This window comes from Methanocella arvoryzae MRE50 (assembly GCF_000063445.1).
In the GTDB taxonomy this organism is placed as follows: domain Archaea; phylum Halobacteriota; class Methanocellia; order Methanocellales; family Methanocellaceae; genus Methanocella_A; species Methanocella_A arvoryzae.
Window position 1 is genome coordinate 1,940,398 of the sequence record NC_009464.1, and the last position, 22,399, is coordinate 1,962,796.

Here is a 22,399-nt window from a genome sequence, read left to right on the forward strand (position 1 = left end):
TAAACATAATATCTTTGTGCAGCGGCGGTAAAAAATTAAGGTTTCCTGACGGCCGGCGCGAACTTGTCCACGATCTTCTTCGTGTCGTCCTGCAGGCCTTTGATCTCGTCCTGCTCCAGCGCAACGGTCCTTCGGGCCACTCCGATGACTTTGTTGCCGGCACTCTCCGTCGAGTACAGGTATACTCCCTTGTCGGCCACCGGGTAGTAGCTGCCCGGCTTTTCCTTGTGCATCTCGTTGAACCTGCCGGACCAGACGGCCGCTTCCTCGTCGGGATCGTTGATTGTGGAGGCGATCACCAGGCCGTCTGCCGTGGCAAGCGTGACGGCGTTCAGCCTGTACTTCTTCTCCAGCGCTTCCATGCTTTCCTTCACAGTGCCCTTGACCACTTCGATCCCGGGGACTGCGGGCTTTTCGGGGGCTTTCGCCGGAGGCTTTTCCGCAGGCTTTTCCCCCGGAGCTTCAGGCGCTTTTTCCGGCTTCGGCTCCGGCGCCGGGGCAGCGTGCGGTACTTCCTGCCTGGAGTACTCTTTTACGATCCTGACAGCCTCCAGTATCAGGGCTGCGAGGCCTCCTGCGAGCACCAGCGCGATCAGGGTAGTAACGGCGAGCTGGGCAGGGTCCGACGTGCCAGTGAGGTCGTAAAGGCGGCTTAATATGTCCATGGAAAGGTCCACCCGAAAGTCACTATCATTCTGGCACGAATCTATTTAAAATATTTCGTTTGGCAACCGATCATCTGTAGCGCTCAAGCATATTATAAAATTTGATCCATATGTAAACTAATGGTTGCACTACATTTTATTTTTGCCTCTTTCCGGCCGCAAACAGCCTGTGCCGCACGTGCTCCTCTCCCCGGAAAACCCTGCGCGTCAGCCGACTTTCCACACGGGGCTCCAGCCCTTCCAGCAGCTCGAGAAGCTCTGCTTCAGAGAAATAATGGTAGATGATCCCGCTCTCCCGTCTGAACGTATGGGGCTCGACCGCAGTGCCGCCGTACCTCATGTCCTCCCTGCCGAAGACCTCTACGAAGACCCTTCCGCCCGGCGCCAGCACCCTTTTTATTTCTGCCACGGCCATCTGCCTCTCGGCTTCGAGGAGGTGCTGCAGGACATCGTAGCATACCACCGCGTCGAACGAGCTATCCTTAAAAGGCAGGTGCCGGGCATCTCCCTCGATCCTCTCTCCCTCCCTGACCATCAGGAGCCCCTCCCTCGCCACGTCCATGCCGACTACGTTATAGCCGGCCCGCAGGAGCGGAGCCATGATCTTGCCGCTGCCGCAGCCCACGTCCAGCACCAGGGCTCCCGGCGGTACCGCCGCCCTGATCGGGCCGATATCATAGGGGCCCCTCCAGGTCACGCTGGAGTATTCCTTCTTCCACGCCTTCAGATGCGAAACTTCCATGCCCTCAGAACCCCTTTATTTCCTGTGGAACAAGCCCACCGCGAGTATCTCATTATATCAGGTAGCGGAAGAGCTATAAAATGTAGTCGCTAATTCATAGGTGATGTGGCGAGAAATAGCCTACTGGGGTAAAAAGCTGGACGACGCGGGGCTGGTCAGCTCCCGGTTCGGCAACATCAGCGTGCGGACGAAAAACGGTCTGTTGATAAAGCGCAGCGGCGTCATGCTCGGGAACATCCAGGGACCTGAAGACCTCGTCGAAGTGGGCTTACACCCTTCGGATGACGAAGACGACTCCATAGAGTCGCTGGCATCCACCGAGACGCCCAGCCACTGTGCGATCTATTTATCTACGAACGCCAGAGCGATCATCCACGCCCACCCGAGGTTCGGCATCATAGAGTCGCTATTGCAGAAGGACGAGGTCAAGCCGCTGGACAGTGAAGGCCTGCCTTTCCTGGGCACCATACCCATCATCGACGGCGAGACCGGCTCACAGCTACTGTATGACAACGTCTCCAGGCTCTTCTCCACGGGCAAGTACAAGGGCGCCCTCAACCGGGGCCACGGCTCCTTCGCGATAGGCGGAGACCTGGCGGACTGCTTCAACACCACGGCCATGATCGAGCACAGCTGCTTCGTGAAGTACCACGTGGATCTGGCGAAGAAATAATAAATCTCGGCCCCGGGAGGCCTCGGTTATAAATCGCAAAGACGCAACGACGCAAAGGCGCAAAGATTTTTCAGATATCCTTTGCGTCGTTGCGCCCTTGCGTCGACGCGACCGAAGGGTCGAATCCTTGCATATTGCGAACAAAAAATATGGCGTCCCGGCGCCGATAATATCTACATTTTTCATGGAACGCCAAGGAGCCAAGCACTCGCCATATGAATACTGGGATATTCATGTAGGGGCTATGAAAAATTGAAAGTTGGCCCTGAGTAGGTCGAAAACACCGCCAGGCACGCCAAGGAGCCAAGCCCGCCAAGAGCTAATTTTTCATGGAACGCCAGGGACTTTTTCGATCGGAATCGCACCGATCCTCAATATGTAGCTTGGCGTGCTTGGCCCCTTGGCGAGCTTGGCGGTGATATATGCGCAGATCAGGGAAACTGCTGATTTTTCATCTCTTATACCTGATCAAGACTCAGATCATCATCCGACTCTTTACGATTTAAGAACAAGGCGGCCTGGCGCCGAACCCTGATAGTCTTACCTCATCAGATATCTGGCAGCAACCCGAATGATCAGGTAAGCTACCAAGCCTGCGAGGAGGTACGCCCAGGCGTTATGCCTCCCGATCAGGCTGGTCAGGCTGGACGAGGTCAGGTACATGATGGCGCCGGCATAGATGACCAGAAGAGCCAGCATGATCATTTTGAGCAGGCCTTGCTGTCGCGACCATCGTGTGTTCTTGCGATAGCCACGCTTGATCTCTCCGTAGGCCTTCTCGAAGGGCCCGCCAGCGTAGCTGCCGCACCGGGGGCAAAACCTGGCACCCGCAGGGATATCGGCTCCGCAGTGTTGACACGTGACCATGATACTGATGCCTCTGGTATAGTTATGCTGCACCCATACCTTGATAATATCGCAGCCAGTATCAGGTACAGGTTATGAGGGAGCGGAAATGGCTACGGATAATCCTGTAAACTATTCTGAGGTCTTCGAAGGAGTGCTCGAGCGGGGAGAGCGTATAGTCTGGACAGGCCGGCCCCGGCAGGACTCGGTAGTGCCCCTGAACCCTAAGTCGACGCTCGTCACCGGCGCTGCAGCGATCATCTCCCTGCTGTTCGCGGTGCTCGCCGGCCTGCTGGTCCACAATACCCTGTACCGGGCGATAGCGGCCATTCTGGGCCTGCTCTTCTGTGCCATGTGCATCTACGCCACCTTCAACCAGGTCGGCGGAGGCTTCCTGGCCCGGAAGAAGGCGTACTACGCACTGACGAACCGGCGGGCGCTGGCCCTATTCCAGTACAGGGTTCCCGTGCTGGTGGCGATAGATATAAGCAATCCGGTCAGGCTTCGCATGTCTTCCGGCGAGAGGGGCACGATCTACTTCGGCGAGGGCGTACTGACCTATGTGGGCATGGAGCACGTCCGGGGAGGAAAGCGGCTGTTCGACCTTGCGTTCGAGGACATCGAAGATGCACGGCAGGTCTACGACCTGATATGCCGGCAGAACCCCGAGCACAGAGGGCCTCCTGTGGCTTGAAAGGATAATCTCGGCCCCGGGAGGCCTCGATTTTAGTTCGCAAGGGCGCAAAGTGTCAGGTGATGATCGGAGCCTTGATCAGGCTTAAGTGATGAAAAACTTGCGGTTCTCAGTTTCTGCGATAGTAAAGCCGCCAAGCACGCCAAGGAGCCAAGCACGCCAAGCTATAATTATAGTGATCGGCGAGGTTCCGATAGAAAAAGCCCTTGGCGTCCCATGAAAAATCTGGGTCTTGGCGAGCTTGGCTCCTTGGCGGCCTTGGCGGTATTTTAGACTCACACAGGGCCAACTATTAATTTTTAATAGCCTCTACCTGAATATCCCATTTTTCATAAAGCGAGTGCTTGGCGGCCTTGCAACCCTCGCCGTAACAACAAGTTTCATAGGAGTCTGATCGATGAGCAGCAGTACGCTTAAGTCTGAACTATGAAAAATTTTTAATGTGACAGAAGGGCGCGAAGAAAATCGTACAAAATATGGTAAACCTTTGCGTCGTTGCGCCCTTGCGCCTTTGCGATTTAAGAACAAGGCGGCCTGGCGCCGACTAAAACTTGTGGATTATAAAACTCTGAGCAGTGCCTCAACCATATCCTCGAAGGTAAACCGCTCAGGCACGGCGTCGACCCTGATGCCGCTCTTCTTGAGGAAGTCGGCGGTCGGGTGGCCGATCACAGCCACTTTCTTAGAGTTGATCTCGCGCTTCAACGGATCCAGCACGCCCATGGACTCGCCCATCATGAGCAGGCTTCTCGCTGTCATAGTGCTGGTGAACGTGTAGGCGTCGATCCTGCCTTCGAGGGCTTCTCTGACGAACGCTGCCTGTTCCTCGCCCTTCAGGGGCACGATGTCGTAGACGATGATCTCCCTGACCTTCGCGCCGCCGGCTTCCAATCCTGAGATTAAAATCGGGTTGCCATGGTTGCTGCGGAGCACCTCGACTCGTTTGCCTTTCAGCTTAGCGCAGAAGTCCTGCACCAGGCCTTCGCTGGAAAAGGTGCCGGGCATCTGTAGGTGGGTGATGCCCCGCTCAGTCAGGACGCTGTTAGTCCTGGGGCCGATGCCGATGACCTCTACAGAGTTCAGCTGCTTCGTCAGCGCAGCCGGATCCGGGGCTTTATCGTAGATGAACTGTACCCCGTTCTGGCTGGTGATGATGACCGTGTCTGCCTCGCCGGCCTCCAGCCTCTTGAAAAAGGCTTCGAGGGCGCCGTCGTTCCGGGGGATCATCTCCATCATGGGCACGGGCACGGCTTCGAGGCCTTTTTCTTTTAATATCCTGACTGTGTCGGGCAGGAACTTTCTCGGCCTGGTGACCGCTATTCTTTTCATCCGCCGAGCACCTCGTGCATCCTGACGACGTCGCCGACTACCACGATGGCGGGGGCTTCCACGCCTCTCTTCTCCGCTAACTCGACGATGGTGGAGAGCGTGCCGATTGTGACCCGCTGCCCGGAGGTCGTGCCCTTCTCCACGATGGCCACCGGCGTGTCCCTGGCTTTACCGTTGTCAAGGAGCGCTTTGACGTTGTCCCTGAGGCGGCTGACGCCCATTAAAATGACTAAAGTGCCGTTCATCGCGGCGAGCGATTTGAAGTTCAGGGCGCTTTCTCCCTTAGTGGGATCTTCGTGCCCCGTGATGAAGGTGACTGAAGATGCCAGGTCCCGGTGGGTGACGGGTATGCCGGCTGCTGCAGGGGCTGCGATGGCAGAGCTGATGCCGGGGATGACCTCGAACTCGACATTGTTTTTCGCCAGCTCTTCAGCCTCTTCTCCTCCTCTGCCGAACACGTAGGGGTCTCCTCCCTTCAGCCGGGCGACGATGCGGTGCTTTCTGGCCTGCTCCACCAGCATCCGGTTCATCTCTTCCTGTGGCACTGTATGCTTGTCCGCCCTCTTGCCCACGTCGATGAGTTCCGCTGCAGGGTTGAAGTACTGCCTGATGCCGGGGCCGACTAAAGCGTCGTACAGGATGACGTCTGCCTGCCCGAGGATTCTCACTGCCTTCACAGTGATCAGTTCCGGATCGCCCGGTCCGCCGCCTATAAGGTACACTTTTCCAGTCGTAGGCATCACCTGTCCAGCTCCTTGCGGGCCTCTTCGGCCAGCTTCAGTCCGCCGGCCAGCACGAGCTTTTCAGATACTTGCTTCGCGTGTTCCTCGCACCCGGCCACGGGAATGGTTTCCCTTACTCTGACCTGCTGCCTGCCATCCAGAGAGAGCACTTCGCCGATCACGTCGATCTCGTCCCCGACTCTGGTCGCGTAGACGCCCATCGGGACTACGCAGCCTCCGTCGAGGCCGGCGGCGATGATCCTCTCCACCCTCGTCTCAATCCAGGTGGTCTCGTCGTTCAGTTCCTTGACTACTTCAGCTTCTGGAGTGCCCTGTCTGGCCACGATGGCGATGACGCCCTGGTTGGCCGCCGGGACAAAGTTGTATGGGTCAAGTCTTTCTACTTTCAAGTCCAATCCCAGCCGGATCAGCCCGGCCTCTGCCAGGAGGATCGCGTCGTACTCTCCGTCCCGGAGCTTGCGCAGCCGGGTGTCCACGTTGCCCCGGATGTCCTTGGTGACGAGCCCGGGGTAGTGGCGGTAGATCATAGCCGCCCTGCGGGTGCTGGAAGTGCCCACCACCGCTCCTTCAGGCAGGTCTGCCAGCCGCTCTGCATTTCTGATCACCGCCACGTCGAGCGCCGACTCGCGCTTGAGCACGGCGGCGGTCACCAGATTTTCCGGGCGTACGGTCGGGATGTCCTTGAGGCTGTGGACGGCTAGGTCGACCTCGTTTTTTAACAGTAAGTCGTCGATCTCCCGGACGAAGGCTCCATAGCCCTTCATCATGTACAGCGGACTGTCCTTCTGCACGTCCCCGGAGGTCTTGATTACCGTAATTGTGGCCTCCACGCCCTGCTCTTTGAGCAGGCGGCGGACTTTCTCCGCCTGCGCCAGCGCCAGCTTGCTTCCCCTGGTTCCTATCCTCATTCTGGTGCTCCTATTTCACCGCGGCCAGCGACTTCTTGCACGCTGTCACGATCTGCTCCATATCGGCCTGGGAGTGCGCCAGCGACAGGAAGTTGGTCTCGAACTGGGAGGGCGGGAAGAACACGCCATTCTGGAGCATGTGCTTCCAGAACTCGTTGAACTTTAGCTTGTCGCACTTGAGGGCCTGCTCGTAGTTTTCGGGCTGGGGGCCGAAGAACAGCTGGAACATGGAGGCGATGCCGGTAGGAGTGACCTGGCCCTCCATCCTGAGGCCCCGTACGATATCTGTTAAAGACTGCCACAGGGCCTTGCCCTTTGCGTTCACCTTGTGGTGGACGCTCTCCTTCTCCAGCACCTCGACTGTGGCCATTCCGGCCGTAAGCGACAGCGGGTTGCCGTTGTACGTGCCAGCCTGGTAGACTCCTCCCTGCGGGGCGACGGTTTCCATGATGTCCTTCCGTCCGCCGAAAATGCCGATAGGCAGGCCGCCGCCGGCGATCTTGCCCAGGGTGGTGAGGTCGGGCTCGACGCCGTAGTAGCCCTGTGCGCCGAAAATGCTCACCCGGAAGCCGGTGATGACCTCGTCGAAGATGAGGAGGACGTCGTAGTCTCTCGTCACGTTGCGCACCGCCCGCAGGTACATGTCTTTAGGCAGGATGGGCCCCATGTTGCCCATGACCGGCTCCATGATCAGGCAGGCGATCTCGTCTTTATGGGCCTCCAGGGTCTCCTCCAGCGCATGGATGTCGTTGTACGGCACCTGCAGGGTGTTCTTCACCACGTCCACCGGGACACCCAGAGAATCGGGAACGCCGATGGTCGTAGCGCCCGAGCCGGCCTTGACTAAGACGGCGTCATGGGCGCCGTGGAAGCCGCCCTCGATCTTGACGATCTTGTCCCTGCCGGTGAAACCCCGGGCCGCTCTTATCGCTCCCATGGTGGCTTCGGTGCCGGTGTTCACGAACCGCAGCTTTTGCATGCCGGGGTAGTACTTCTGTATTAGTTTACCGTACTTCACCTCGATCTCACTGGGCGTGCCGTAGAGGCAGCCGTTTTCCAGCTGCTTCGTGATCGCCTCTTTCACGGCGGGGTGCCCGTGGCCGAGGATGAGCGGCCCGTAGGCGAGGCAACAGTCTATGTACTCGTTGCCGTCCACGTCTGTGATGTGGCTGCCGCTTGCCGACTTAGTGAAGAATGGGAACGGCTTGATTGCCCTGACCGGGCTGGACACGCCGCCCGGGAAGAGTGACTTCGCCTCGTCATATAGCTGCGCTGAATGATCCTGCTTCAAGATGATACCTCTGTCTGTTATTGCCTTACTGTAAAACGTCCATTTTATACAATTATTTCCCCAGCGTGGGGGCGATCTCTTTCGCGAAGTAGGTGATGATCATGTCCGCTCCCGCCCGGCGCATGGAGAGCAGCGTCTCCCGGGCGACCTTCTCGCCGTCTATCCACCCGTTGGCGGCCGCCGCTTTGATCATGGCGTACTCCCCGCTCACGTTATATGCTGCTACCGGCACCCGGAACTCGGACTTGACCCGGTAGATGATGTCTAAATAGGACAGGGCGGGCTTGACCATGACGATGTCGGCGCCCTCCTCAAGGTCGAGGGCTACTTCTCTGATCGCCTCGTCAGAGTTCGCCGGGTCCATCTGGTACGTCGACCGGTCGAAGCCCTGGCATCCCGAGGAGGCGGCCTCCCTGAACGGGCCGTAGGATGCAGAGGCGTACTTGGCTGCATAGGACATGATGATGGTATCCTTCAGCCCGTAGAAGTCCAGCTCGCTCCTGATGGCGTGGACCATGCCGTCCATCATGCCCGAGGGGGCGACCACGTCTGCGCCGGCCCTGGCGTAGTTGACCGCCGTCCTGGCGATAATGTCCAGCGTGGCGTCGTTGTCGACCGTATTGTTTTTGATCGGCCCGCAGTGGCCGTGCGTGGTGTATTCGCACAGGCACACGTCTGCGATGACTAAAAGGTCTCTGTTCCGGCGCTTGATCGCCTTGATGGCCTGCTCGATCACGTTGCCGGCTGCGTACGCGGCGTCGCCGGTCTGATCCTTGTGCTCCGGTATGCCGAACAGGATGACGGCTGGTATGCCCAGCTTTGCGATCTCGTCCGCTTCCGCTTCGAGGCCGGCGAGAGGCAGCCTCTCTATGCCGGGCATGGAGCCTATCGGCTTGCGTTCCTCAGCGCTCTCGTCCACGAATATGGGGCAGATCAGGTCTTTGACGTCGAGCGAGGTTTCGCTGACCATGTCCCTGATGAGCTTAGTCTGTCTTAGACGCCTTAGTCTTGTTACCGGGTATCCCATTGCTCTCTTCCACCCACAGGTCAAATAGTTCCTCCGCCGTGCGGAGGCAGTCCTCGTCGCACCGCTCGGCAGCCCGCCTGAGCTGCCTGGTCGGGGCGGCCAGTATCTTGTTGGTCAGGGCCATCGAAAAGTCGTGGAGGATGCTGATCTGCTGTTCTGTGAGGCTTCCCGCGGTGCTCAGGCGGGCCACCGCCCTGCGGAGTTCCGTCGCCCTGATGTGATCGGTGCGCTGGTACAGGTCTCCGATGACCCGATCGGCATGCAGGCGCCTGATGTCCCGCTGAAGCAGAACCAGCTCTTCTTCGATAATTGCTTCTACTTTTCTTGCCTCGCCCTGCCTGCGCCTCATGCTGGCCTCGTTGATCTGCCGCAGGCTGTCGATATTGTGCAGCGTCACCCCGGGCACCTCTCCCACGGTTTCCTCGATGTTCCTCGGATTTGTGATGTCGATGAAGATGAGGGGCTTCTCGCCCTTGCACTGCTCCACCATCTTCTTCGTGATGATGAGATGAGGTGCGCCCGTGGCGCAGATCACCACGTCGGCGCTGCCCATGTAGTCGCACAGGCGTTCCAGCCTGATGGCGACGCCCTGTAAGCTTGAGGCCAGCTTTTCAGCCTGCTCGAAGGTGCGGTTGGCGACGTAGATCGCCCGGAGGCTCTTCTCAGCCATCGCGTTCGCCACGAGGGTGCCCATCTCCCCGGCGCCGACCACCAGGATAGTACGGCCCCGGAGGTCGCCCAGCAGCGACTCTGCGAGCTCTACCGCCGCAGACCCGATCGAGACCGAGCCCTTGTTGATCTCTGTTTCAATACGGGCGCGGGCGCCCACGTGAATGGATTTCTGTATGGCGGTCGACAGTACCGGGCCTATAGTCCCGAGCCGCCGGGCCTGCAGCAGCGCAGTTTTCAGCTGTCCCAGGATCTGATCCTCGCCCACGATCATGGACTCCAGGCCGCAGGCCAGCCTCAACAGCCCTTTCAGGCAGTCGTCGCCGGCCCTGACCTCGGCGATTTCGAGAGGCATGCCCTCGGCGCGGGCGAAGCCGACGATATCCTCGACCGACTCGGCCACTGCGTAAATCTCCACGCGGTTGCAGGTCTGCAGCACGACGGCCTCCGATACCCCGGGCAGGGAGAGGAGCCTGAGCATCGCCACATCCGGGTCCCGGAAGCGGGCGCGCTCGATGCCTTCGATGCCCGCATGCCTGTGGTTGACCGAGATGCTGCAAACCTGAGCCATGTGATCACTTTTTAAGTATAATCATATGATATAGTAACACTTTTACTTAATTTTTTAGCACTATAACAGGATAAAACTTGCGGAGTAAAAGATTGCCAGGTGCATACTTTCAGTCAGGGGGCTGTTAAACAATATATGCAACATACTGTAAATTAGTTATACTTACCATCAGAGCGACCATGAAACAATGTAAGTATCAGGTAAATCCCTGGCCCATCCCTTATGAGACATATGCATACGTGAGACTTACAGAAAGAGCCGCTACAACCGTATTCGACAAGCTGGGCCCTGGCTTGAAGGAGAAATCCTACGAGAAGTGCCTCGCGAAAGAACTGGGGAAAAAGGGCCTGAATGTGAGAAGGCAGGTAAACCTGCCGGTCATCTACGACGGCGAAAAGATCGGCGACACGTACCGGGTCGATCTACTGCTGGAGGACGACCTGATCATCGAGGTAAAGGCCGTCGACAGGATTATACCATTACACTACCTGCAGGTTCGGACGTACCTGAGGATCTACAACAAGCGCGTCGGTATGCTGATCAATTTCAACTGCGAGGACATCGCAGACGGCATCAAGAGGGTCGTTATCCATTAGCCTCACGGTCTTCTCTCTTCAATCATCATCAGCGCCAGCGTCAGGGCGTCGTCGTACGACGTCTTCATCGCCTCCCAGACTGCCGGCGTTTTCAGGATGTCCCACAGTAGCCGCTCTCTGTCTTTCTGCTCTGGCACTACCTTCTTCAGGACTTCTCTCACGTCGGCCTGCAGCCTCACCATGTCGGCCATTTCCTCGCCGAGCGCCGCCTCCAGCCGCTGCCGCAGATATTTCGACATGGCGGGGCTCTTACCCCCTGTGGCGATGGCGACGGAAATGTCCCCTTTCGTAATCCTCGAGGGCAGGATCACCCCCGACTCACCGTGCGCCGAATTCACCAGTATCCCGGCACTCTGCGCTTCCCGTACCACCGCACTGTTGAACTCCTCGTCGCCAGTGGCCGCAATGACCAGAAAGGCCCCGGAGATCAGCTCTCCGATCTCCTCCCGGGCAGCGGCTTTCTGAATACGGGTGATGCCGCCCATCGCCTCCAGTGCGGGAGTAAACGCCGGGCTGACCACCGTCACGTCCGCCACGCCCGAAAAGTACCGCGCCTTCCGCTCGCCCACTCCGCCCCCGCCGAATATGACGATGCGCCGGCCTTTAAAGTCGATGTAGAGGGGCAGGTAATCGCTCATACATCTTAGATTGCCGGATGTTGGACAAAAATGTTTGGGCACTGACCACTGTGAGTCTCTGTGCCTCTGTGGTAAACCTTACTCTGTGCGTCTCCGTGGTTCCCCGTGCCCTCTGTGGTGAATTTGTGGTGCATAGGACCTTAGCGCAGCCATTCGACCATTCTCGGCTGGAGCTTGGCGGTGTCCTGGTAGAACCGGGCATAGATGAACGTTATGGCGACGCTTATGGTGAATACGGCCCAGGGGATGGATACGACGAGCGTCATGGCTACGACGCCTATTGCGGCGATGGCTGCGGACGATGCGATGGCCACGAGGAAGCCTTCGGGGTTGTACAGGATGAAGCCGATGACCTTTTTGATGTTGATCGCTTTGCGCACGCTGCCGGTGCTGGCGTACAGCACCCATGAGGCGAAGAATACGAACGCGAGAGTCGCGGCGGTGATGGCCATGGTGGTTACGAGCAGGATGGTGCTGATGAGGAGAAGGAAGGTCATGTCCGTATAGCTGAAGACCAGCACGGGTATGCCGGGTATGAGCACGATGAGGGCGTAAACAGCCGCGTAGGCGAGGAAGACGAGGGTCATGCGTATCCCGTCCACGAACATCTGGCCGATCTCGACCCATTCTGGCAGCACTCCGTTGCCCCTGACGATCTCCCGCATGCACCGGGTCACGAAGCCCAGGAAGAACGGCAGGCCAATCACTAAAAACGACAGCGCCACGACGATGCCCCCGACCAGGAGCGTGGCCAGGTTGGAGAGGGCGTACTTTCCGGCCATCAGGATAGTTTCCAGCAGGTCGTTGTTGGGGGGCATTGTAGTATTACATAGGGTGCGGGCAGTAAAATGGTTTTCGTTGCCAGGCAGACAGCAAAAGCAATATACGATCGCAGCCTACCTGCTGGTCGATGAGCGATAATGCCGCCCCCTGCGAGGACTTTTTGAGAGAGCTGGTGGCCATACCGTCGGTGACCGGCTCCGAGGGGCTGATCAAGGATTACCTGGTCAATAAATTCAACAGCCTGGGCTTCGATACGAGGGTCCAGCACGTCGACGGCGACCGCTACAACGTGATCGGCACCCTGGGCGAAGGGCCGATCAGGCTCATGCTCTGCACTCATGAGGATGTGATCCCCTCGCTGGACGAGTCCAAGTGGACCACTCATCCGTTCCAGCCCTCGGAAAGAGAAGGCCGCATCTACGGCCGGGGGGCGACGGATGCAAAGGGCTCGCTCGCCGCAATGATGGAGGCGATGGCCAGGCTGAAGGGTAAACTGCTCAATGGCTCGGTAGCGATCGCCGCCGTCGTCGAGGAGGAGACCGGCCGCTCGATCGGCGCCCGCAGGCTACTCACCGAGTACCGGCCTGAAATGGCGATCATCGGGGAGCCCACGGGCCTGCGGGCCGCCGTCGCCCACAAGGGCGCGCTCCGCCCGGCGATCACCGTCCACGGCATGGCCGCCCACGCCTCCCATCCCGGCAGGGGAGTCAACGCCATCTCCGCCATGGGCAAGCTGCTGGTCACCCTGAACTCCTACGCTTACCGGGTTAGCAAAAATAAGGACCCTCTCCTGGGCAGATCATCGTCAGAGGCCACGATGATCCGGGGCGGGGAGCGCATCAACGTCATCCCCGAGCAGTGCACCGTCTGCATCGACCGGCGCCTGGTCTCTAACGAGACCATCGACGAGGCTTACCACGACCTGCAGATGGTCGTCAGGCGGTTCTCCAGAAAATACAGGGCACGGGCCGAGATAGAGCTGCTGTCCTCTTACCCCCCATCGTCCACCCCTCTGTCCGAGCCGATCGTCAAAATGGCGTCCTCCGTTTTATCCGGCATGGGCCTGAACCCCGAGCCCAACGGCTTCCCCGCCGGGTGCGACATGTGGGCTTTCCGTGCCCGGGACATTCCCACCGTGATCCTCGGCCCCGGCAGCATCCAGCAGGCACACGTGATCGACGAATATATCGAAATCGCCGAGCTCCGCAAAGCAGTCGACGTCTACGAGCGACTGCTTCAAAAAGCTTCACAGTAGTTTGTGCCTCGTCTCGACGAGGTCTGGCGCTCTGGTCGCGAGGGCGTTGTAGCAGAAGAGTAGTATCCAGCCCAGGGAGAAGTATACTGACAGCCAGATGAAGGAGATCGGCTTGTAGCCCATGAGGTAGAGCACGATCTGGGCGCAGTTGAGCAGGAAGGCAACGAAGCCCCATGCCGGGATGATCCAGAGCCTGTACCTGACGTTGCGTATGAGGGCGACGTTGACGAGGAGGATCACGACCGTGAGGGTGGCGTAGACGAACTCTGACAGTCGCAGGTGGACGGTTCCTGACTCCTCGGAGAAGACGCCGAGCAGGATCATGCCAAGGCAGAACCCGATGCCGGCGATCTCGGCGACGATGAGGGTGTACCTCGACCACTTCGGGCCGATGTGCCAGGTGGCAAAGCTGAGGACGAAGGGTATCATCAGCAGTCCTGTCAGCACGAGGCCAATATTGTAGACGAGGGCGCCGTTCGGGTTGATGGTGGTGCTGCCCAGGTCGCTGATCCAGTTGCTCAGCGGGTGCATGATCTGCCCGAACAAAAAGATCGAGACGATCGTGCAGAGAACGTATATCCCGAGGGCGGCGACGAAGAACCAGGCGCCGAGCCTTCTCAACACTGCCTCATCCATCTCAATCCCTTCTAAATATCTTACGTCAGGGTATATATGCTGTTTTCTAGCTGCAGTATGCTGGCTATGCGGGCCTGCCAGACATCGCTATCAGGCTTCAGTCAGGGTGTGCCAGCAGAATAACAGGACCCAGGCCTGGGGCAGGTAGGCGGACAGCCATTCGACGATGGTGGGGAAGCTGCCCGTTAGTACCAGGCCGATCTGGGCGAAGTTGCTGACGATCGCCAGGGCGCCGATAAACGCCAGCCAGCCGGGGTATTTCGGCTCTCCCCACAGTGCCAGATTAACGAGCAGTAGCATGGCGGTCAGGCAGAGGAAGGTCAACATGGCGGCCGGTACATGGACTTCTCGCACGGTCTCAGGGTACAGGCCGATCAAAGCCAGGCCGACGCTCGCCACTATGCCCGGTACTACGGCCGCGGCAGCAAGACGGCTCTGCCATTTGCTCGCAGTCCTCAGGAACGCCAGGCTGGCGACGAAGGGCAAGAACAGCACACCTCCGACCATGCAACCAGCGTCGAAGACAAGGTGACCGTCCGGGTTGGCCGAAGGGTTGCCGAGGTGGCTGACGGTGCTCTCCAGCGGGCTGAACGGGCCCGGGTACAGATATACTGCAATAAGCGTGAACAGCACGAACGCTGCGGTGGCCGCCATGCCAAAATATGCGCCAAGCCTCACGTACCTCTTATTCTCTGCCACGATTCATGCCCTCTCAGTCAAGCCACTTTATCCGGCTGTCGTCTGCCTTAGCTCTTTAGCCATGCGCACGGCTTTCACGATCCGGTCCGGGTATCGCAGTTCGCTCTCTCCCGTGCGGCAGAAACCCTTCTTCTCGTAGAACTTCCCGTTATACCCGGGCACGATGGTGTCCAGCTCAACCCTGCGGGTTCCCGGGTATCTGGTCCGCAGCAGGCTTTCCATGTGATCGAGGAGAACTGTGCCGATGCCCTTGCCCTTGTAGCCGCCTTTCACGTACAGCAGCATGAGCTCTGCCGTCGAAGGGTCGAGCTGCTTTACGAAGTAAAAGCCGACCACTTCGCCTCCGGAGGTGGCCACGAAGGCGATCATAGTCTCGCCCATGTGCACGTAGTCGGATGGCATGTAGGCGTTGATGCCCGCGGCGATCACGACCGGGTCCTGCATGGGGTAGAATTCCCGGACGAAGGCTTCAGTCCTGATCCGGAAGCAGTCCTCGGCGTCAGCTGCCGTGAACGGGCGTATGGAAATATTGTCGGCTGCGGTAGTCGTATTCGGTCCCTCGCTTACTCGCTCACTTGCGGATATGGGAGATGATGTGCCCGAGCTCGGGCAGTATGATCTGGGATAGTGCCAGCCTGGCCGCGTTCGGGGACCCCGGGATGCAGAATACCGCTTTGTCCCCGATGGTGCCTGCCGCCGCCCTGCTCAGGACGCTGGCGGTGCCGACCTCCTCGTAGCTTTTCAGCCGGAACAGCTCCCCGAAGCCCGGGATGACCTTCCCGAACAGGGGTGTGATAGCCTCGATCGTCACGTCTGCCCTGGTCAGGCCAGTGCCGCCGCACACGATGGCAGCGTCGGCGCCCTCATCCAGCATCTCCTGCAGCCCTGACTTCAGCCTCTCCACGTCGTCGGGGAGCAGCCGGTATGCCGTTTTGTGCCCGGCCCCGGAGAGGTAGTCCAGGATGATCCTGCCCGACTCGTCGCCGCACTTCTCCGGCGAGTCGCTGTCTCCATACTGCTGGTGCCTGGAAGTGCTGGCGATGATGACGGCTACTTTGTAGGACTGGCCTTTCGACTTCTCCTGGTGCTTCTCGTGTGATGCCTTTTCCATTATCTTACCCTCGGGAATTCTGTTGGTCAGCACTAATCTATGTTCTCCGGCGGGTTAAAGCCACCGGGCAGAGACTTTCGACACATCCATCTCTAAGCCGCCCATCGTAGCGTAGACTCCCAGTGCCCTGAAGCAGTCGTTCAGCGCGTTGTGGCCGGGCAGGGCCCTGATCTTCTCGCACTGGATGGAATCGGCGTAGTGGTCAAGCTTCGCGTAGGGCTTCGGCTGCATCTCGATCCAGCTCAGGCCCGGCTGCCTGACTCCGGTCTGCTTGAACAGCTTATCGACAAAATACCTGTCAAACTTGTGGTTCCACGCCCCGGCAAAGGTGAAGCTGTGATTGCTGTGGAGCGTGAGGAACTTCCGGCAGACCTCCTCCGGGGCAGGGGCGGCGGCCACCTGCTCAGGGGTGATGCCGTGGACGAAAAAGGTATCCTCCGCCATCGAGGGGTCGGGAATGCGGATGAGCGAATCCATGCAGTCCCGGCACTCTATCCTTCTCGCCTCGAGGTCGATATCGGCGACCAGCATGCCGATGCTCAAAGCGTAATCCTCCCGGCGCTCTTTTCCGAAGATGCCGAGGCCCGTAGTCTCAGTATCGATGACGCATATGGTAACCGTGATATCCCCGCCTCATACGCTTGCTACGCAAGTGATCGGGTGTGGGAATATTAATCATTGCGGTGCCGGTGACCTATCATATGGCCAGCTACGGCACACTGTGAAAAATTCTGGACCCGGGAGGTACTGAGAGGATAAGCGAGGAGGCCCGGGAGGCCTCTGGAGGTGTGAGAGGTCGTTCAAAGTGGGAGGTCCCGGAGGACGGGGGAGGTCTGGGAGGAGGTTATGAGAGTTACCCGGAGGCCCGGGAGGAATCATTGTAATAATCTAATCACCTGTGGGGTTCACCGGACGGCCAGGCACCTTTTACACGAAGTAAGCTTCGATCAGGCGCCGGCGTTGCCATTGCCGGCGGGGTGTGCCCTGCTCCTGATCTTCTCGATAGAACTGCGGGCGTGCTCCCTGACGCTGACGTAGCGGTCGTCCAGGGCAGCGTTAAGCTTTTCTACCGCCCTCTGGTCGCCGATGTTGCCCAGCGCGTCCACGACGGCTTCCCGGGTTTCGGCGCTCCGGCAGCTCAGGGCCTGGATCAGCGGCTCGATCGCTCTCTCGTCCCCTATCTCCCCCAGCGCCCGGGCGGCCTTCGTGCTCAGCCAGGGCACACGGAGGGCTTTGATCAGGCCGTCGATATCCCCTCGCTTCTTCTTCACGTCGATCCTCCGCTGCTCGAGCCTGTCCATGCACATGTAGGCGAGGGCGAAGGCTATCACTGCCAGTAGTATTAAAATCGTAATAAGCAGGCCTGTCCACGGGTTGCCGCTCGTGTCGTACCCGCGAGTGCTGGCCTGAGCCGGGACTGCCATAATCCACGATGATGCCGCCAGCGTAATGGCCGCGGCTACTAAGCGACCGCTTTTCATATCTATCGGTGATCATATATGATAGTTGGCAAGATAAATCTACCGCACATAAATTTTATTGTAAGATTTTCTCCACTTTGTTCCGCCATGGCGTACCCGTACCCATATATTTTCAAGCCGCTTATCCGTCAGGCTTATCCTTATTAGCGCTTTACTAAGCATGTCATTGCTATGCCCCCGAAGACCAGCGAAGCGCAGGAAGCCTATTTCAAGAAGCTGGAGGCGGAGTTCCTCCACTGCAGGGAGATCGCTACCGCCGCCCGGAGGAAGGGCTATGATCCTTCTCTGGAGGTCGAGATCCCCTCGGCAACGGACCTTGCTGACCGTGTAGAGGTCATCATGGGCGTGCCCGGGCTGGCGGCGCACATCCGCAAGTGCGAGGAGAAGATGTCCCGTGAAGAGGCCTCGCTGCAGGTGGCGGCCGATATTGCGGAAGGCCTCGTCGGCAAGTTCAAGGACGAGGAGGAGGCCGTCCAGTGCGCCGTCCGCACTGCTGTGGCGGTCCTGACCGAGGGCGTGGTGGCCGCGCCGCTGGAGGGCATCTCCGCCGTCAAGCTGGCCAAGAACGACGACGGCACCGAGTACATCAAGGTCTATTTTGCCGGCCCCATCCGGAGCGCCGGGGGCACGGCGGAGGCGCTGGCCGTGCTGGCCGCCGACTACGTCCGCCGTAAGACCGGGCGGGCGCCCTACAAGATCAGGGACGTCGAGGTGGAGCGCTTTGTAGAAGAGATCATGCTCTACAAGTCGATCGCCCACCTGCAGTACACCCCTACCGACGAGGAGATCCGGCTGATCGTGCGGAACTGCCCCGTATGCATCGACGGGGAACCGACGGAGCAGGAGGAAGTCCAGGGCTACCGCAATCTGGAACGGGTGGAGACCAACCGGGTGCGGGGCGGCATAGCGCTGGTTATCGCAGAGGGCATCATTCTCAAAGCCCCGAAAGTCAAGAAGCATGTGGACAAGCTCAAGTTCGACGGATGGGAGTGGCTGGACAAGATCATCGCCGGCTCCAAGCCCGCCGGGGGAGAGAACAAGGAAGAGGAGAAGAAGATCAAGCCCAAGGACAAATTTTTGGCGGACCTGATCGCAGGCCGCCCCGTGTTCGGGCATCCCTCGAGGGCAGGGGGCTTCCGGCTCAGGTACGGCCGGTCCCGGAACACGGGCTTTGCCACGGCAGGCATTCACCCTGCCTCCATGACGATCATGGACGACTTCATCGCCACGGGCACTCAGCTGAAAGTGGAGCGCCCCGGCAAGGCTGCGGCCATGGTCCCGGTGGACAGCCTCGAAGGGCCTACCGTGCGCCTGTTCAACGGTGACGTGGTGCGCATCAGCGATGAAAAGACCGCGCTGAAAGTGCGCCCGGACGTATCGCAGATCCTGGACAACGGGGAGATCATCATCAACTACGGTGACTTCCTGGAGAACAACCACACGTTCGTGCCTTCTCCATACGTGGAAGAGTGGTGGATCCAGGACCTCGAGGAGAAGACGAAGGACAAGGTAGAGGTTAACTCACCGGAGGAAGCCTTTGCAGTGTCTGAGAAGTACGGCGTGCCTCTGCACCCGAAGTACACGTACATGTGGATGGACCTGACCACGGACGACGTGGTCTACCTCGCCCGGTACATCAGCGCCAGCGGCATGGTGGAGAACGGCGAACTCCGGCTGCCTGTCGAGCAGCGGTCCAAGAGCCTGCTCGAAATCCTCCTCATCCCACAGAAGGTGCGGGATAACACTGTCATCCTCTCAGCGGAGGATACGTACATCCTTTGCAGATGCCTGGGCCTTAACCCCGACCTGTCGATGAAGAACCCGGACGCCTATGCCGGCCTCGACTCCCACGCCTGGAAGGCTGTGTCAGCGCTGTGCGGCGTCACAGTCATGGACCGGGCTCCCGCCCGGATCGGCGCGAGGATGGGCAGGCCTGAAAAAAGCAAGCTCCGGGAAATGAAGCCTCCGGTACACGTGCTCTTCCCCGTGGGCGAAGCAGGGGGCATGCGCAGGTCCCTGCAGGACGCGAGCGCCTACAGTAAGTCCATGACCGACAGGATCGGGGAGATCGAGGTAGAGGTCGGCAGGCGCAAATGCCCGGACTGCGGGAAGATGACCTACATGGTGGCCTGCGAGTGCGGGGGGCACACCATCCCTGTTTATGGGTGTCCCGACTGCGGCATCTCCGGCATAGAGGGCGACTGCCCGAAGTGCCACAAGCCTACGACGCCGAACGTGAAGCAGAAGATCGACGTCAAGGGCCTCTATGCAGCCGCCCTGAAGAGAGTGGGGGAGCGGGACAACTTCGAGGTGCTCAAGGGCGTGCAGGGCCTGATCTCGAAGGAGAAGACCCCGGAGCCGCTGGAGAAGGGCATTCTCAGGGCCAAGCACGAAGTCTTCGTGTTCAAGGACGGCACCATCCGTTACGACATGAGCGACGTGCCCCTCACCCACTTTATCCCCCGGGAGATCGGTCTCAGCGTCGAGAAGGCCAGAGAACTGGGCTACGAGAAGGATACCTACGGGGCTCCCCTGGAGTCGCCAGAGCAGGTGTGCGAGCTCCGGGTGCAGGACATCATCCTGTCCCACGATGCCTCTAACTACCTTTTGAAGGTATGCGCGTTCCTCGACGACGAACTGGAGAAGTACTATGGCCTGCCCAGGTACTACAACGTCCACGAGGAGCAGGATTTGATCGGCCACCTGGTCATCGGGCTGGCTCCGCATACCTCCGCCGGGGTGCTCGGCCGCATCATAGGCTTCGTCTCATCATCGGCAGGCTACGCCCACCCCTTCTTCCACGCCGCTAAAAGGAGGAACTGCGACGGGGACGAGGACTGTGTGATGATGCTGATGGACGGCCTGCTGAACTTCTCTTTATCCTACCTGCCTGACCGCCGGGGCGGCAAGATGGACGCCCCCCTCGTGCTGTCGATGCGGATCGACCCCAAGGAGATCGACAAGGAATCGCATAACATCGACGTGATGGCCCGCTATCCAAAAGAGTTCTACCTCGCCACCCGGGAATTCAAGGCCCCCAAGGACGTGGAGAAGATCATGGACCTCGTCTCCAAGCGGCTCGGAACGCCGGAGCAGTACGAGGGCTTCAAGTTCACCCACGGCACCAGCGACATCGCCGCCGGGCCCGCCAACTCCGCCTATAAGACCTTGGGCAGCATGGAGGATAAGCTCAAAGCCCAGCTCGAGCTGGGCCGGCGGCTCCGGGCGGTGGACGAGAAGGACGTGGCGGAGCGGGTGATCAACTCCCACTTCCTCCCGGACCTGATCGGCAACCTGAGAGCCTTTTCGACGCAACAGATGCGGTGCGTCAAGTGCGGCGAAAGGTACCGCAGGCCCCCTCTGACCGGAACTTGCCCCAGGTGCGGCGGAGGCAGAGTCATCCTGACCGTCCACGAAGGTGCGGTGACTAAGTACATGGACGTCTCCCTGGCCATCGCGAAGGAGTACGGAGTCCCCAGCTACACGATCCAGCGGCTTGAGCTGCTGAGCCTGTCGATCAAAAGCTTATTTGAGAACGACAAGAGCAAGCAGACAGGGCTCGCGGATTTCATGTAAAATGGAAAAGGGAAAAATCCCCAGACAGGGCTCTCATTTTAGAACAGCGACAGCAGAATCCCCGGCGCGAACATGGCGACGAGGCCCAGCAGTATCATAGGTATGCCGACGATTACCCAGACCATGGGGCTGGACCGGAAGACTTTGGCGCCGTCCAGGGGGCCGAAGGGGATCATGTTGAAGGCGGCCAGGATGAGGTTGATGATGATACCGTATACTGCGGCGGTGAGGATCAGCCCTGACAGGACGCCCATCTGAATGAGGACGAAGAACAGCGCTGCGAGAACCAGGTTGGTCACCGGCCCGGCGATCGAGATCTTCAGCTCCTTATCGTCCTTCCGGCGGCTGGTCAGGTTATCCCAGTACTCGTCGTCATCTGGGTTGCCCGCTATCTCCGGGCTGCCATCGTACCCGTACAGTGGTCTGGAGATGTACACCGCGCCAGGGGCCGCGAACAGAAAGCCTAACAGCGCGCTTCCGATGGTGAGGAGCAGGCCGTTCTGGCTGGTCTTGAACTCAGCGTAGTAACCGTACCTCATGGCGGTAAACTTGTGGGCAAGCTCGTGGAGCAGGAATCCGCTGCCGACGCCCACCGCAGCGACGAAAAACACTTCTGCTGTCAGGTTGCCGAAGTTAGGGCTGAACAGCCTTACCCCTGCGAACATGAAGCTGAACGCCAAGGTCAGCACGACGAACGCGATCAGCAGTTCGATGAGCTCTGAGGTCCCGATTCTGGAGTTCATGTCCCATAATAATTGTTGTGACTATATCAATTTGTTGATATGGCTTGCCGGTTGCCCGTATATCGGTCCATGTGCCGTATTGGAAAGTACGGTTTATTTCAGCCGGTTACACGTAAATCGCTTTCAGTGCCACTTTAAGCCATTAAAGGGCAAAATTTATAATTTATCACCGAAAATACGCATATTTAATGTTCGAACACCATGCGACCAGGGTCAGCGTCAGAGACCGGGAAAACCGGGTCAAAGTCGTAGCTTTCGGCTCATATCACTCTGGCAAGACCTCGCTGATCCGTTCGATCGACCCCCTTACCCGTACGACCGAGGCATACAATCCAGAAGGCGGGACTACCGTCGCTCTGGACTTCGGCATCCGGGAACACCGGGGCTATAAAATATTCATCTACGGCACCCCTGGCCAGGATCGTTTCGGGGTGGCCAGGGCTGTGGTATCTTTCGGCCTGCACGCCGGCATCGTGGTGGTGGACTCTGTCCGGGGCATGACCTCTTTTGAGAAGAAGATCCTCGCCGAGCTGACAGAGCACAACGTACCGTGCGTGGTACTGGCCTCGAAGATAGACCTTCCCGGCGCCTCCGTCGACCGGGTCAGGCGGGACTCGGGCAACGCCTGCGTCCTTCCATTTTCCGCCGCCACGGGCCAGGGCGTCGACGAGCTCCTCGACCGGCTGGCCGACATTGCGAGCACAATGGCATAACCTCACATTT

Annotated in this window: 24 protein-coding genes; 6 read left to right on the forward strand and 18 right to left on the reverse strand. The window is 59.1% G+C overall.

Annotated features, from left to right (window positions below; translation table 11 throughout):
* Nucleotides 1–35 precede the first annotated feature (35 nt).
* Together RCI_RS17250 and RCI_RS09665 are read right to left on the reverse strand one after the other, a co-directional pair.
* Nucleotides 36–665 (reverse strand): hypothetical protein, encoded by a 630-nt coding sequence (locus tag RCI_RS17250; protein WP_048198414.1) that lies wholly within the window; start codon nt 663–665, stop codon nt 36–38.
* A 136-nt stretch (nt 666–801) separates the two neighbouring features.
* Complete coding sequence (locus RCI_RS09665; RefSeq protein WP_012036251.1) at nt 802–1,407, reverse strand: class I SAM-dependent methyltransferase; 606 nt, start codon at nt 1,405–1,407, stop codon at nt 802–804.
* Nucleotides 1,408–1,510: 103 nt separating this feature from the next.
* On the opposite strand from RCI_RS09665, the gene RCI_RS09670 reads away from it, so the two are divergent.
* A complete protein-coding gene (locus RCI_RS09670) occupies nt 1,511–2,080 on the forward strand; it encodes an aldolase (protein WP_012036252.1) in 570 nt (189 codons plus the stop codon).
* 540 nt (nt 2,081–2,620) lie between these two features.
* Here RCI_RS09670 and RCI_RS09675 read toward each other — a convergent pair.
* Nucleotides 2,621–2,947 (reverse strand): zinc ribbon domain-containing protein, encoded by a 327-nt coding sequence (locus RCI_RS09675; protein ID WP_148266589.1) that lies wholly within the window; start codon nt 2,945–2,947, stop codon nt 2,621–2,623.
* 88 nt (nt 2,948–3,035) lie between these two features.
* Here RCI_RS09675 and RCI_RS09680 point away from each other — a divergent pair, with 88 nt between their 5' ends.
* Nucleotides 3,036–3,620 (forward strand): hypothetical protein, encoded by a 585-nt coding sequence (locus RCI_RS09680; RefSeq protein WP_048198415.1) that lies wholly within the window; start codon nt 3,036–3,038, stop codon nt 3,618–3,620.
* Between the two features lie 558 nt (nt 3,621–4,178).
* Here the strand turns inward: RCI_RS09680 and RCI_RS09690 are convergent.
* Genes RCI_RS09690 through hemA form a run of 6 tightly spaced genes read right to left on the reverse strand, consistent with a single transcriptional unit; the run spans nt 4,179 to nt 10,158 of the window.
* A complete protein-coding gene (locus tag RCI_RS09690) occupies nt 4,179–4,949 on the reverse strand; it encodes a uroporphyrinogen-III synthase (protein ID WP_012036255.1) in 771 nt (256 codons plus the stop codon).
* On the reverse strand, nt 4,946–5,689 hold the full coding sequence (gene cobA / locus RCI_RS09695) for a uroporphyrinogen-III C-methyltransferase (RefSeq protein WP_048198418.1): 744 nt from the start codon (nt 5,687–5,689) through the stop codon (nt 4,946–4,948). The genes RCI_RS09690 and cobA overlap by 4 nt, the downstream gene beginning before the upstream one ends.
* The gene (gene hemC, locus RCI_RS09700) at nt 5,689–6,600 is read right to left on the reverse strand and encodes a hydroxymethylbilane synthase (RefSeq protein ID WP_012036257.1); all 912 of its coding nucleotides are present in this window, start codon (nt 6,598–6,600) and stop codon (nt 5,689–5,691) included. Before hemC ends, cobA begins: the two co-directional genes overlap by 1 nt.
* Before the next feature lie 10 nt (nt 6,601–6,610).
* Nucleotides 6,611–7,891: a glutamate-1-semialdehyde 2,1-aminomutase gene (hemL, locus tag RCI_RS09705; RefSeq protein WP_012036258.1), complete on the reverse strand. Its 1,281-nt coding sequence runs from the start codon at nt 7,889–7,891 to the stop codon at nt 6,611–6,613.
* 52 nt (nt 7,892–7,943) lie between these two features.
* Nucleotides 7,944–8,918 carry a porphobilinogen synthase gene (gene hemB / locus RCI_RS09710; RefSeq protein WP_012036259.1) on the reverse strand — a complete coding sequence of 325 codons (975 nt, stop codon included), beginning with the start codon at nt 8,916–8,918 and terminating at the stop codon, nt 7,944–7,946.
* Nucleotides 8,875–10,158, reverse strand: coding sequence for a glutamyl-tRNA reductase (hemA, locus tag RCI_RS09715; RefSeq protein WP_012036260.1), 1,284 nt, complete (start codon nt 10,156–10,158; stop codon nt 8,875–8,877). Before hemA ends, hemB begins: the two co-directional genes overlap by 44 nt.
* Before the next feature lie 239 nt (nt 10,159–10,397).
* Here hemA and RCI_RS09720 point away from each other — a divergent pair, with 239 nt between their 5' ends.
* Nucleotides 10,398–10,754, forward strand: coding sequence for a GxxExxY protein (locus tag RCI_RS09720; RefSeq protein WP_048198419.1), 357 nt, complete (start codon nt 10,398–10,400; stop codon nt 10,752–10,754).
* Nucleotides 10,755–10,756: 2 nt separating this feature from the next.
* Here the strand turns inward: RCI_RS09720 and RCI_RS09725 are convergent, their stop codons facing one another.
* Both RCI_RS09725 and RCI_RS09730 read right to left on the reverse strand, forming a co-directional pair.
* Nucleotides 10,757–11,392, reverse strand: coding sequence for a precorrin-2 dehydrogenase/sirohydrochlorin ferrochelatase family protein (locus RCI_RS09725; protein WP_012036262.1), 636 nt, complete (start codon nt 11,390–11,392; stop codon nt 10,757–10,759).
* 140 nt (nt 11,393–11,532) lie between these two features.
* Nucleotides 11,533–12,210: a DUF4013 domain-containing protein gene (locus RCI_RS09730; protein ID WP_012036263.1), complete on the reverse strand. Its 678-nt coding sequence runs from the start codon at nt 12,208–12,210 to the stop codon at nt 11,533–11,535.
* Between the two features lie 92 nt (nt 12,211–12,302).
* On the opposite strand from RCI_RS09730, the gene RCI_RS09735 reads away from it, so the two are divergent.
* Complete coding sequence (locus RCI_RS09735) at nt 12,303–13,430, forward strand: M20 family metallopeptidase (RefSeq protein WP_012036264.1); 1,128 nt, start codon at nt 12,303–12,305, stop codon at nt 13,428–13,430.
* Here the strand turns inward: RCI_RS09735 and RCI_RS09740 are convergent.
* From RCI_RS09740 to RCI_RS09765, 6 genes are all read right to left on the reverse strand, one after another.
* Complete coding sequence (locus RCI_RS09740) at nt 13,422–14,066, reverse strand: hypothetical protein (protein ID WP_012036265.1); 645 nt, start codon at nt 14,064–14,066, stop codon at nt 13,422–13,424. The genes RCI_RS09735 and RCI_RS09740 overlap by 9 nt on opposite strands.
* A 90-nt stretch (nt 14,067–14,156) precedes the next feature.
* Entirely contained in the window at nt 14,157–14,765 is a 609-nt protein-coding gene (locus RCI_RS09745; protein WP_012036266.1) for a DUF998 domain-containing protein, read from the reverse strand.
* Between the two features lie 27 nt (nt 14,766–14,792).
* The gene (locus RCI_RS15855) at nt 14,793–15,209 is read right to left on the reverse strand and encodes a GNAT family N-acetyltransferase (RefSeq protein WP_012036267.1); all 417 of its coding nucleotides are present in this window, start codon (nt 15,207–15,209) and stop codon (nt 14,793–14,795) included.
* 127 nt (nt 15,210–15,336) lie between these two features.
* Nucleotides 15,337–15,876, reverse strand: coding sequence for a MogA/MoaB family molybdenum cofactor biosynthesis protein (locus RCI_RS09755; RefSeq protein ID WP_012036268.1), 540 nt, complete (start codon nt 15,874–15,876; stop codon nt 15,337–15,339).
* Between the two features lie 54 nt (nt 15,877–15,930).
* The gene (locus RCI_RS09760; protein ID WP_081477325.1) at nt 15,931–16,500 is read right to left on the reverse strand and encodes a 3'-5' exonuclease; all 570 of its coding nucleotides are present in this window, start codon (nt 16,498–16,500) and stop codon (nt 15,931–15,933) included.
* Nucleotides 16,501–16,823: 323 nt separating this feature from the next.
* Complete coding sequence (locus RCI_RS09765) at nt 16,824–17,357, reverse strand: HEAT repeat domain-containing protein (RefSeq protein ID WP_012036270.1); 534 nt, start codon at nt 17,355–17,357, stop codon at nt 16,824–16,826.
* A gap of 171 nt (nt 17,358–17,528) precedes the next feature.
* Between RCI_RS09765 and RCI_RS09770 the strand changes: the two genes are divergently transcribed.
* Nucleotides 17,529–20,933: a DNA polymerase II large subunit gene (locus tag RCI_RS09770; RefSeq protein ID WP_012036271.1), complete on the forward strand. Its 3,405-nt coding sequence runs from the start codon at nt 17,529–17,531 to the stop codon at nt 20,931–20,933.
* Between the two features lie 38 nt (nt 20,934–20,971).
* On the opposite strand, the gene RCI_RS09775 is transcribed toward RCI_RS09770, so the two are convergent.
* Nucleotides 20,972–21,676 (reverse strand): site-2 protease family protein, encoded by a 705-nt coding sequence (locus tag RCI_RS09775; protein ID WP_012036272.1) that lies wholly within the window; start codon nt 21,674–21,676, stop codon nt 20,972–20,974.
* A 188-nt stretch (nt 21,677–21,864) separates the two neighbouring features.
* Between RCI_RS09775 and RCI_RS09780 the strand changes: the two genes are divergently transcribed.
* Nucleotides 21,865–22,389, forward strand: coding sequence for a GTP-binding protein (locus RCI_RS09780; RefSeq protein WP_012036273.1), 525 nt, complete (start codon nt 21,865–21,867; stop codon nt 22,387–22,389).
* The last annotated feature ends 10 nt before the right edge of the window (nt 22,390–22,399 follow it).

Bases quoted from the DNA above. Each gene is read 5' to 3' on its own strand.
- RCI_RS17250 (WP_048198414.1), bottom strand. From the start codon at position 665: ATGGACATATTAAGCCGCCTTTACGACCTCACTGGCACGTCGGACCCT.
- RCI_RS09665 (WP_012036251.1), bottom strand. From the start codon at position 1,407: ATGGAAGTTTCGCATCTGAAGGCGTGGAAGAAGGAATACTCCAGCGTG.
- RCI_RS09670 (WP_012036252.1), top strand. From the start codon at position 1,511: ATGTGGCGAGAAATAGCCTACTGGGGTAAAAAGCTGGACGACGCGGGG.
- RCI_RS09675 (WP_148266589.1), bottom strand. From the start codon at position 2,947: ATGGTCACGTGTCAACACTGCGGAGCCGATATCCCTGCGGGTGCCAGG.
- RCI_RS09680 (WP_048198415.1), top strand. From the start codon at position 3,036: ATGGCTACGGATAATCCTGTAAACTATTCTGAGGTCTTCGAAGGAGTG.
- RCI_RS09690 (WP_012036255.1), bottom strand. From the start codon at position 4,949: ATGAAAAGAATAGCGGTCACCAGGCCGAGAAAGTTCCTGCCCGACACA.
- cobA (WP_048198418.1), bottom strand. From the start codon at position 5,689: ATGCCTACGACTGGAAAAGTGTACCTTATAGGCGGCGGACCGGGCGAT.
- hemC (WP_012036257.1), bottom strand. From the start codon at position 6,600: ATGAGGATAGGAACCAGGGGAAGCAAGCTGGCGCTGGCGCAGGCGGAG.
- hemB (WP_012036259.1), bottom strand. From the start codon at position 8,918: ATGGGATACCCGGTAACAAGACTAAGGCGTCTAAGACAGACTAAGCTC.
- hemA (WP_012036260.1), bottom strand. From the start codon at position 10,158: ATGGCTCAGGTTTGCAGCATCTCGGTCAACCACAGGCATGCGGGCATC.
- RCI_RS09725 (WP_012036262.1), bottom strand. From the start codon at position 11,392: ATGAGCGATTACCTGCCCCTCTACATCGACTTTAAAGGCCGGCGCATC.
- RCI_RS09730 (WP_012036263.1), bottom strand. From the start codon at position 12,210: ATGCCCCCCAACAACGACCTGCTGGAAACTATCCTGATGGCCGGAAAG.
- RCI_RS09735 (WP_012036264.1), top strand. From the start codon at position 12,303: ATGAGCGATAATGCCGCCCCCTGCGAGGACTTTTTGAGAGAGCTGGTG.
- RCI_RS09740 (WP_012036265.1), bottom strand. From the start codon at position 14,066: ATGGATGAGGCAGTGTTGAGAAGGCTCGGCGCCTGGTTCTTCGTCGCC.
- RCI_RS15855 (WP_012036267.1), bottom strand. From the start codon at position 15,209: ATGCAGGACCCGGTCGTGATCGCCGCGGGCATCAACGCCTACATGCCA.
- RCI_RS09755 (WP_012036268.1), bottom strand. From the start codon at position 15,876: ATGGAAAAGGCATCACACGAGAAGCACCAGGAGAAGTCGAAAGGCCAG.
- RCI_RS09765 (WP_012036270.1), bottom strand. From the start codon at position 17,357: ATGAAAAGCGGTCGCTTAGTAGCCGCGGCCATTACGCTGGCGGCATCA.
- RCI_RS09770 (WP_012036271.1), top strand. From the start codon at position 17,529: ATGCCCCCGAAGACCAGCGAAGCGCAGGAAGCCTATTTCAAGAAGCTG.
- RCI_RS09775 (WP_012036272.1), bottom strand. From the start codon at position 21,676: ATGAACTCCAGAATCGGGACCTCAGAGCTCATCGAACTGCTGATCGCG.
- RCI_RS09780 (WP_012036273.1), top strand. From the start codon at position 21,865: ATGTTCGAACACCATGCGACCAGGGTCAGCGTCAGAGACCGGGAAAAC.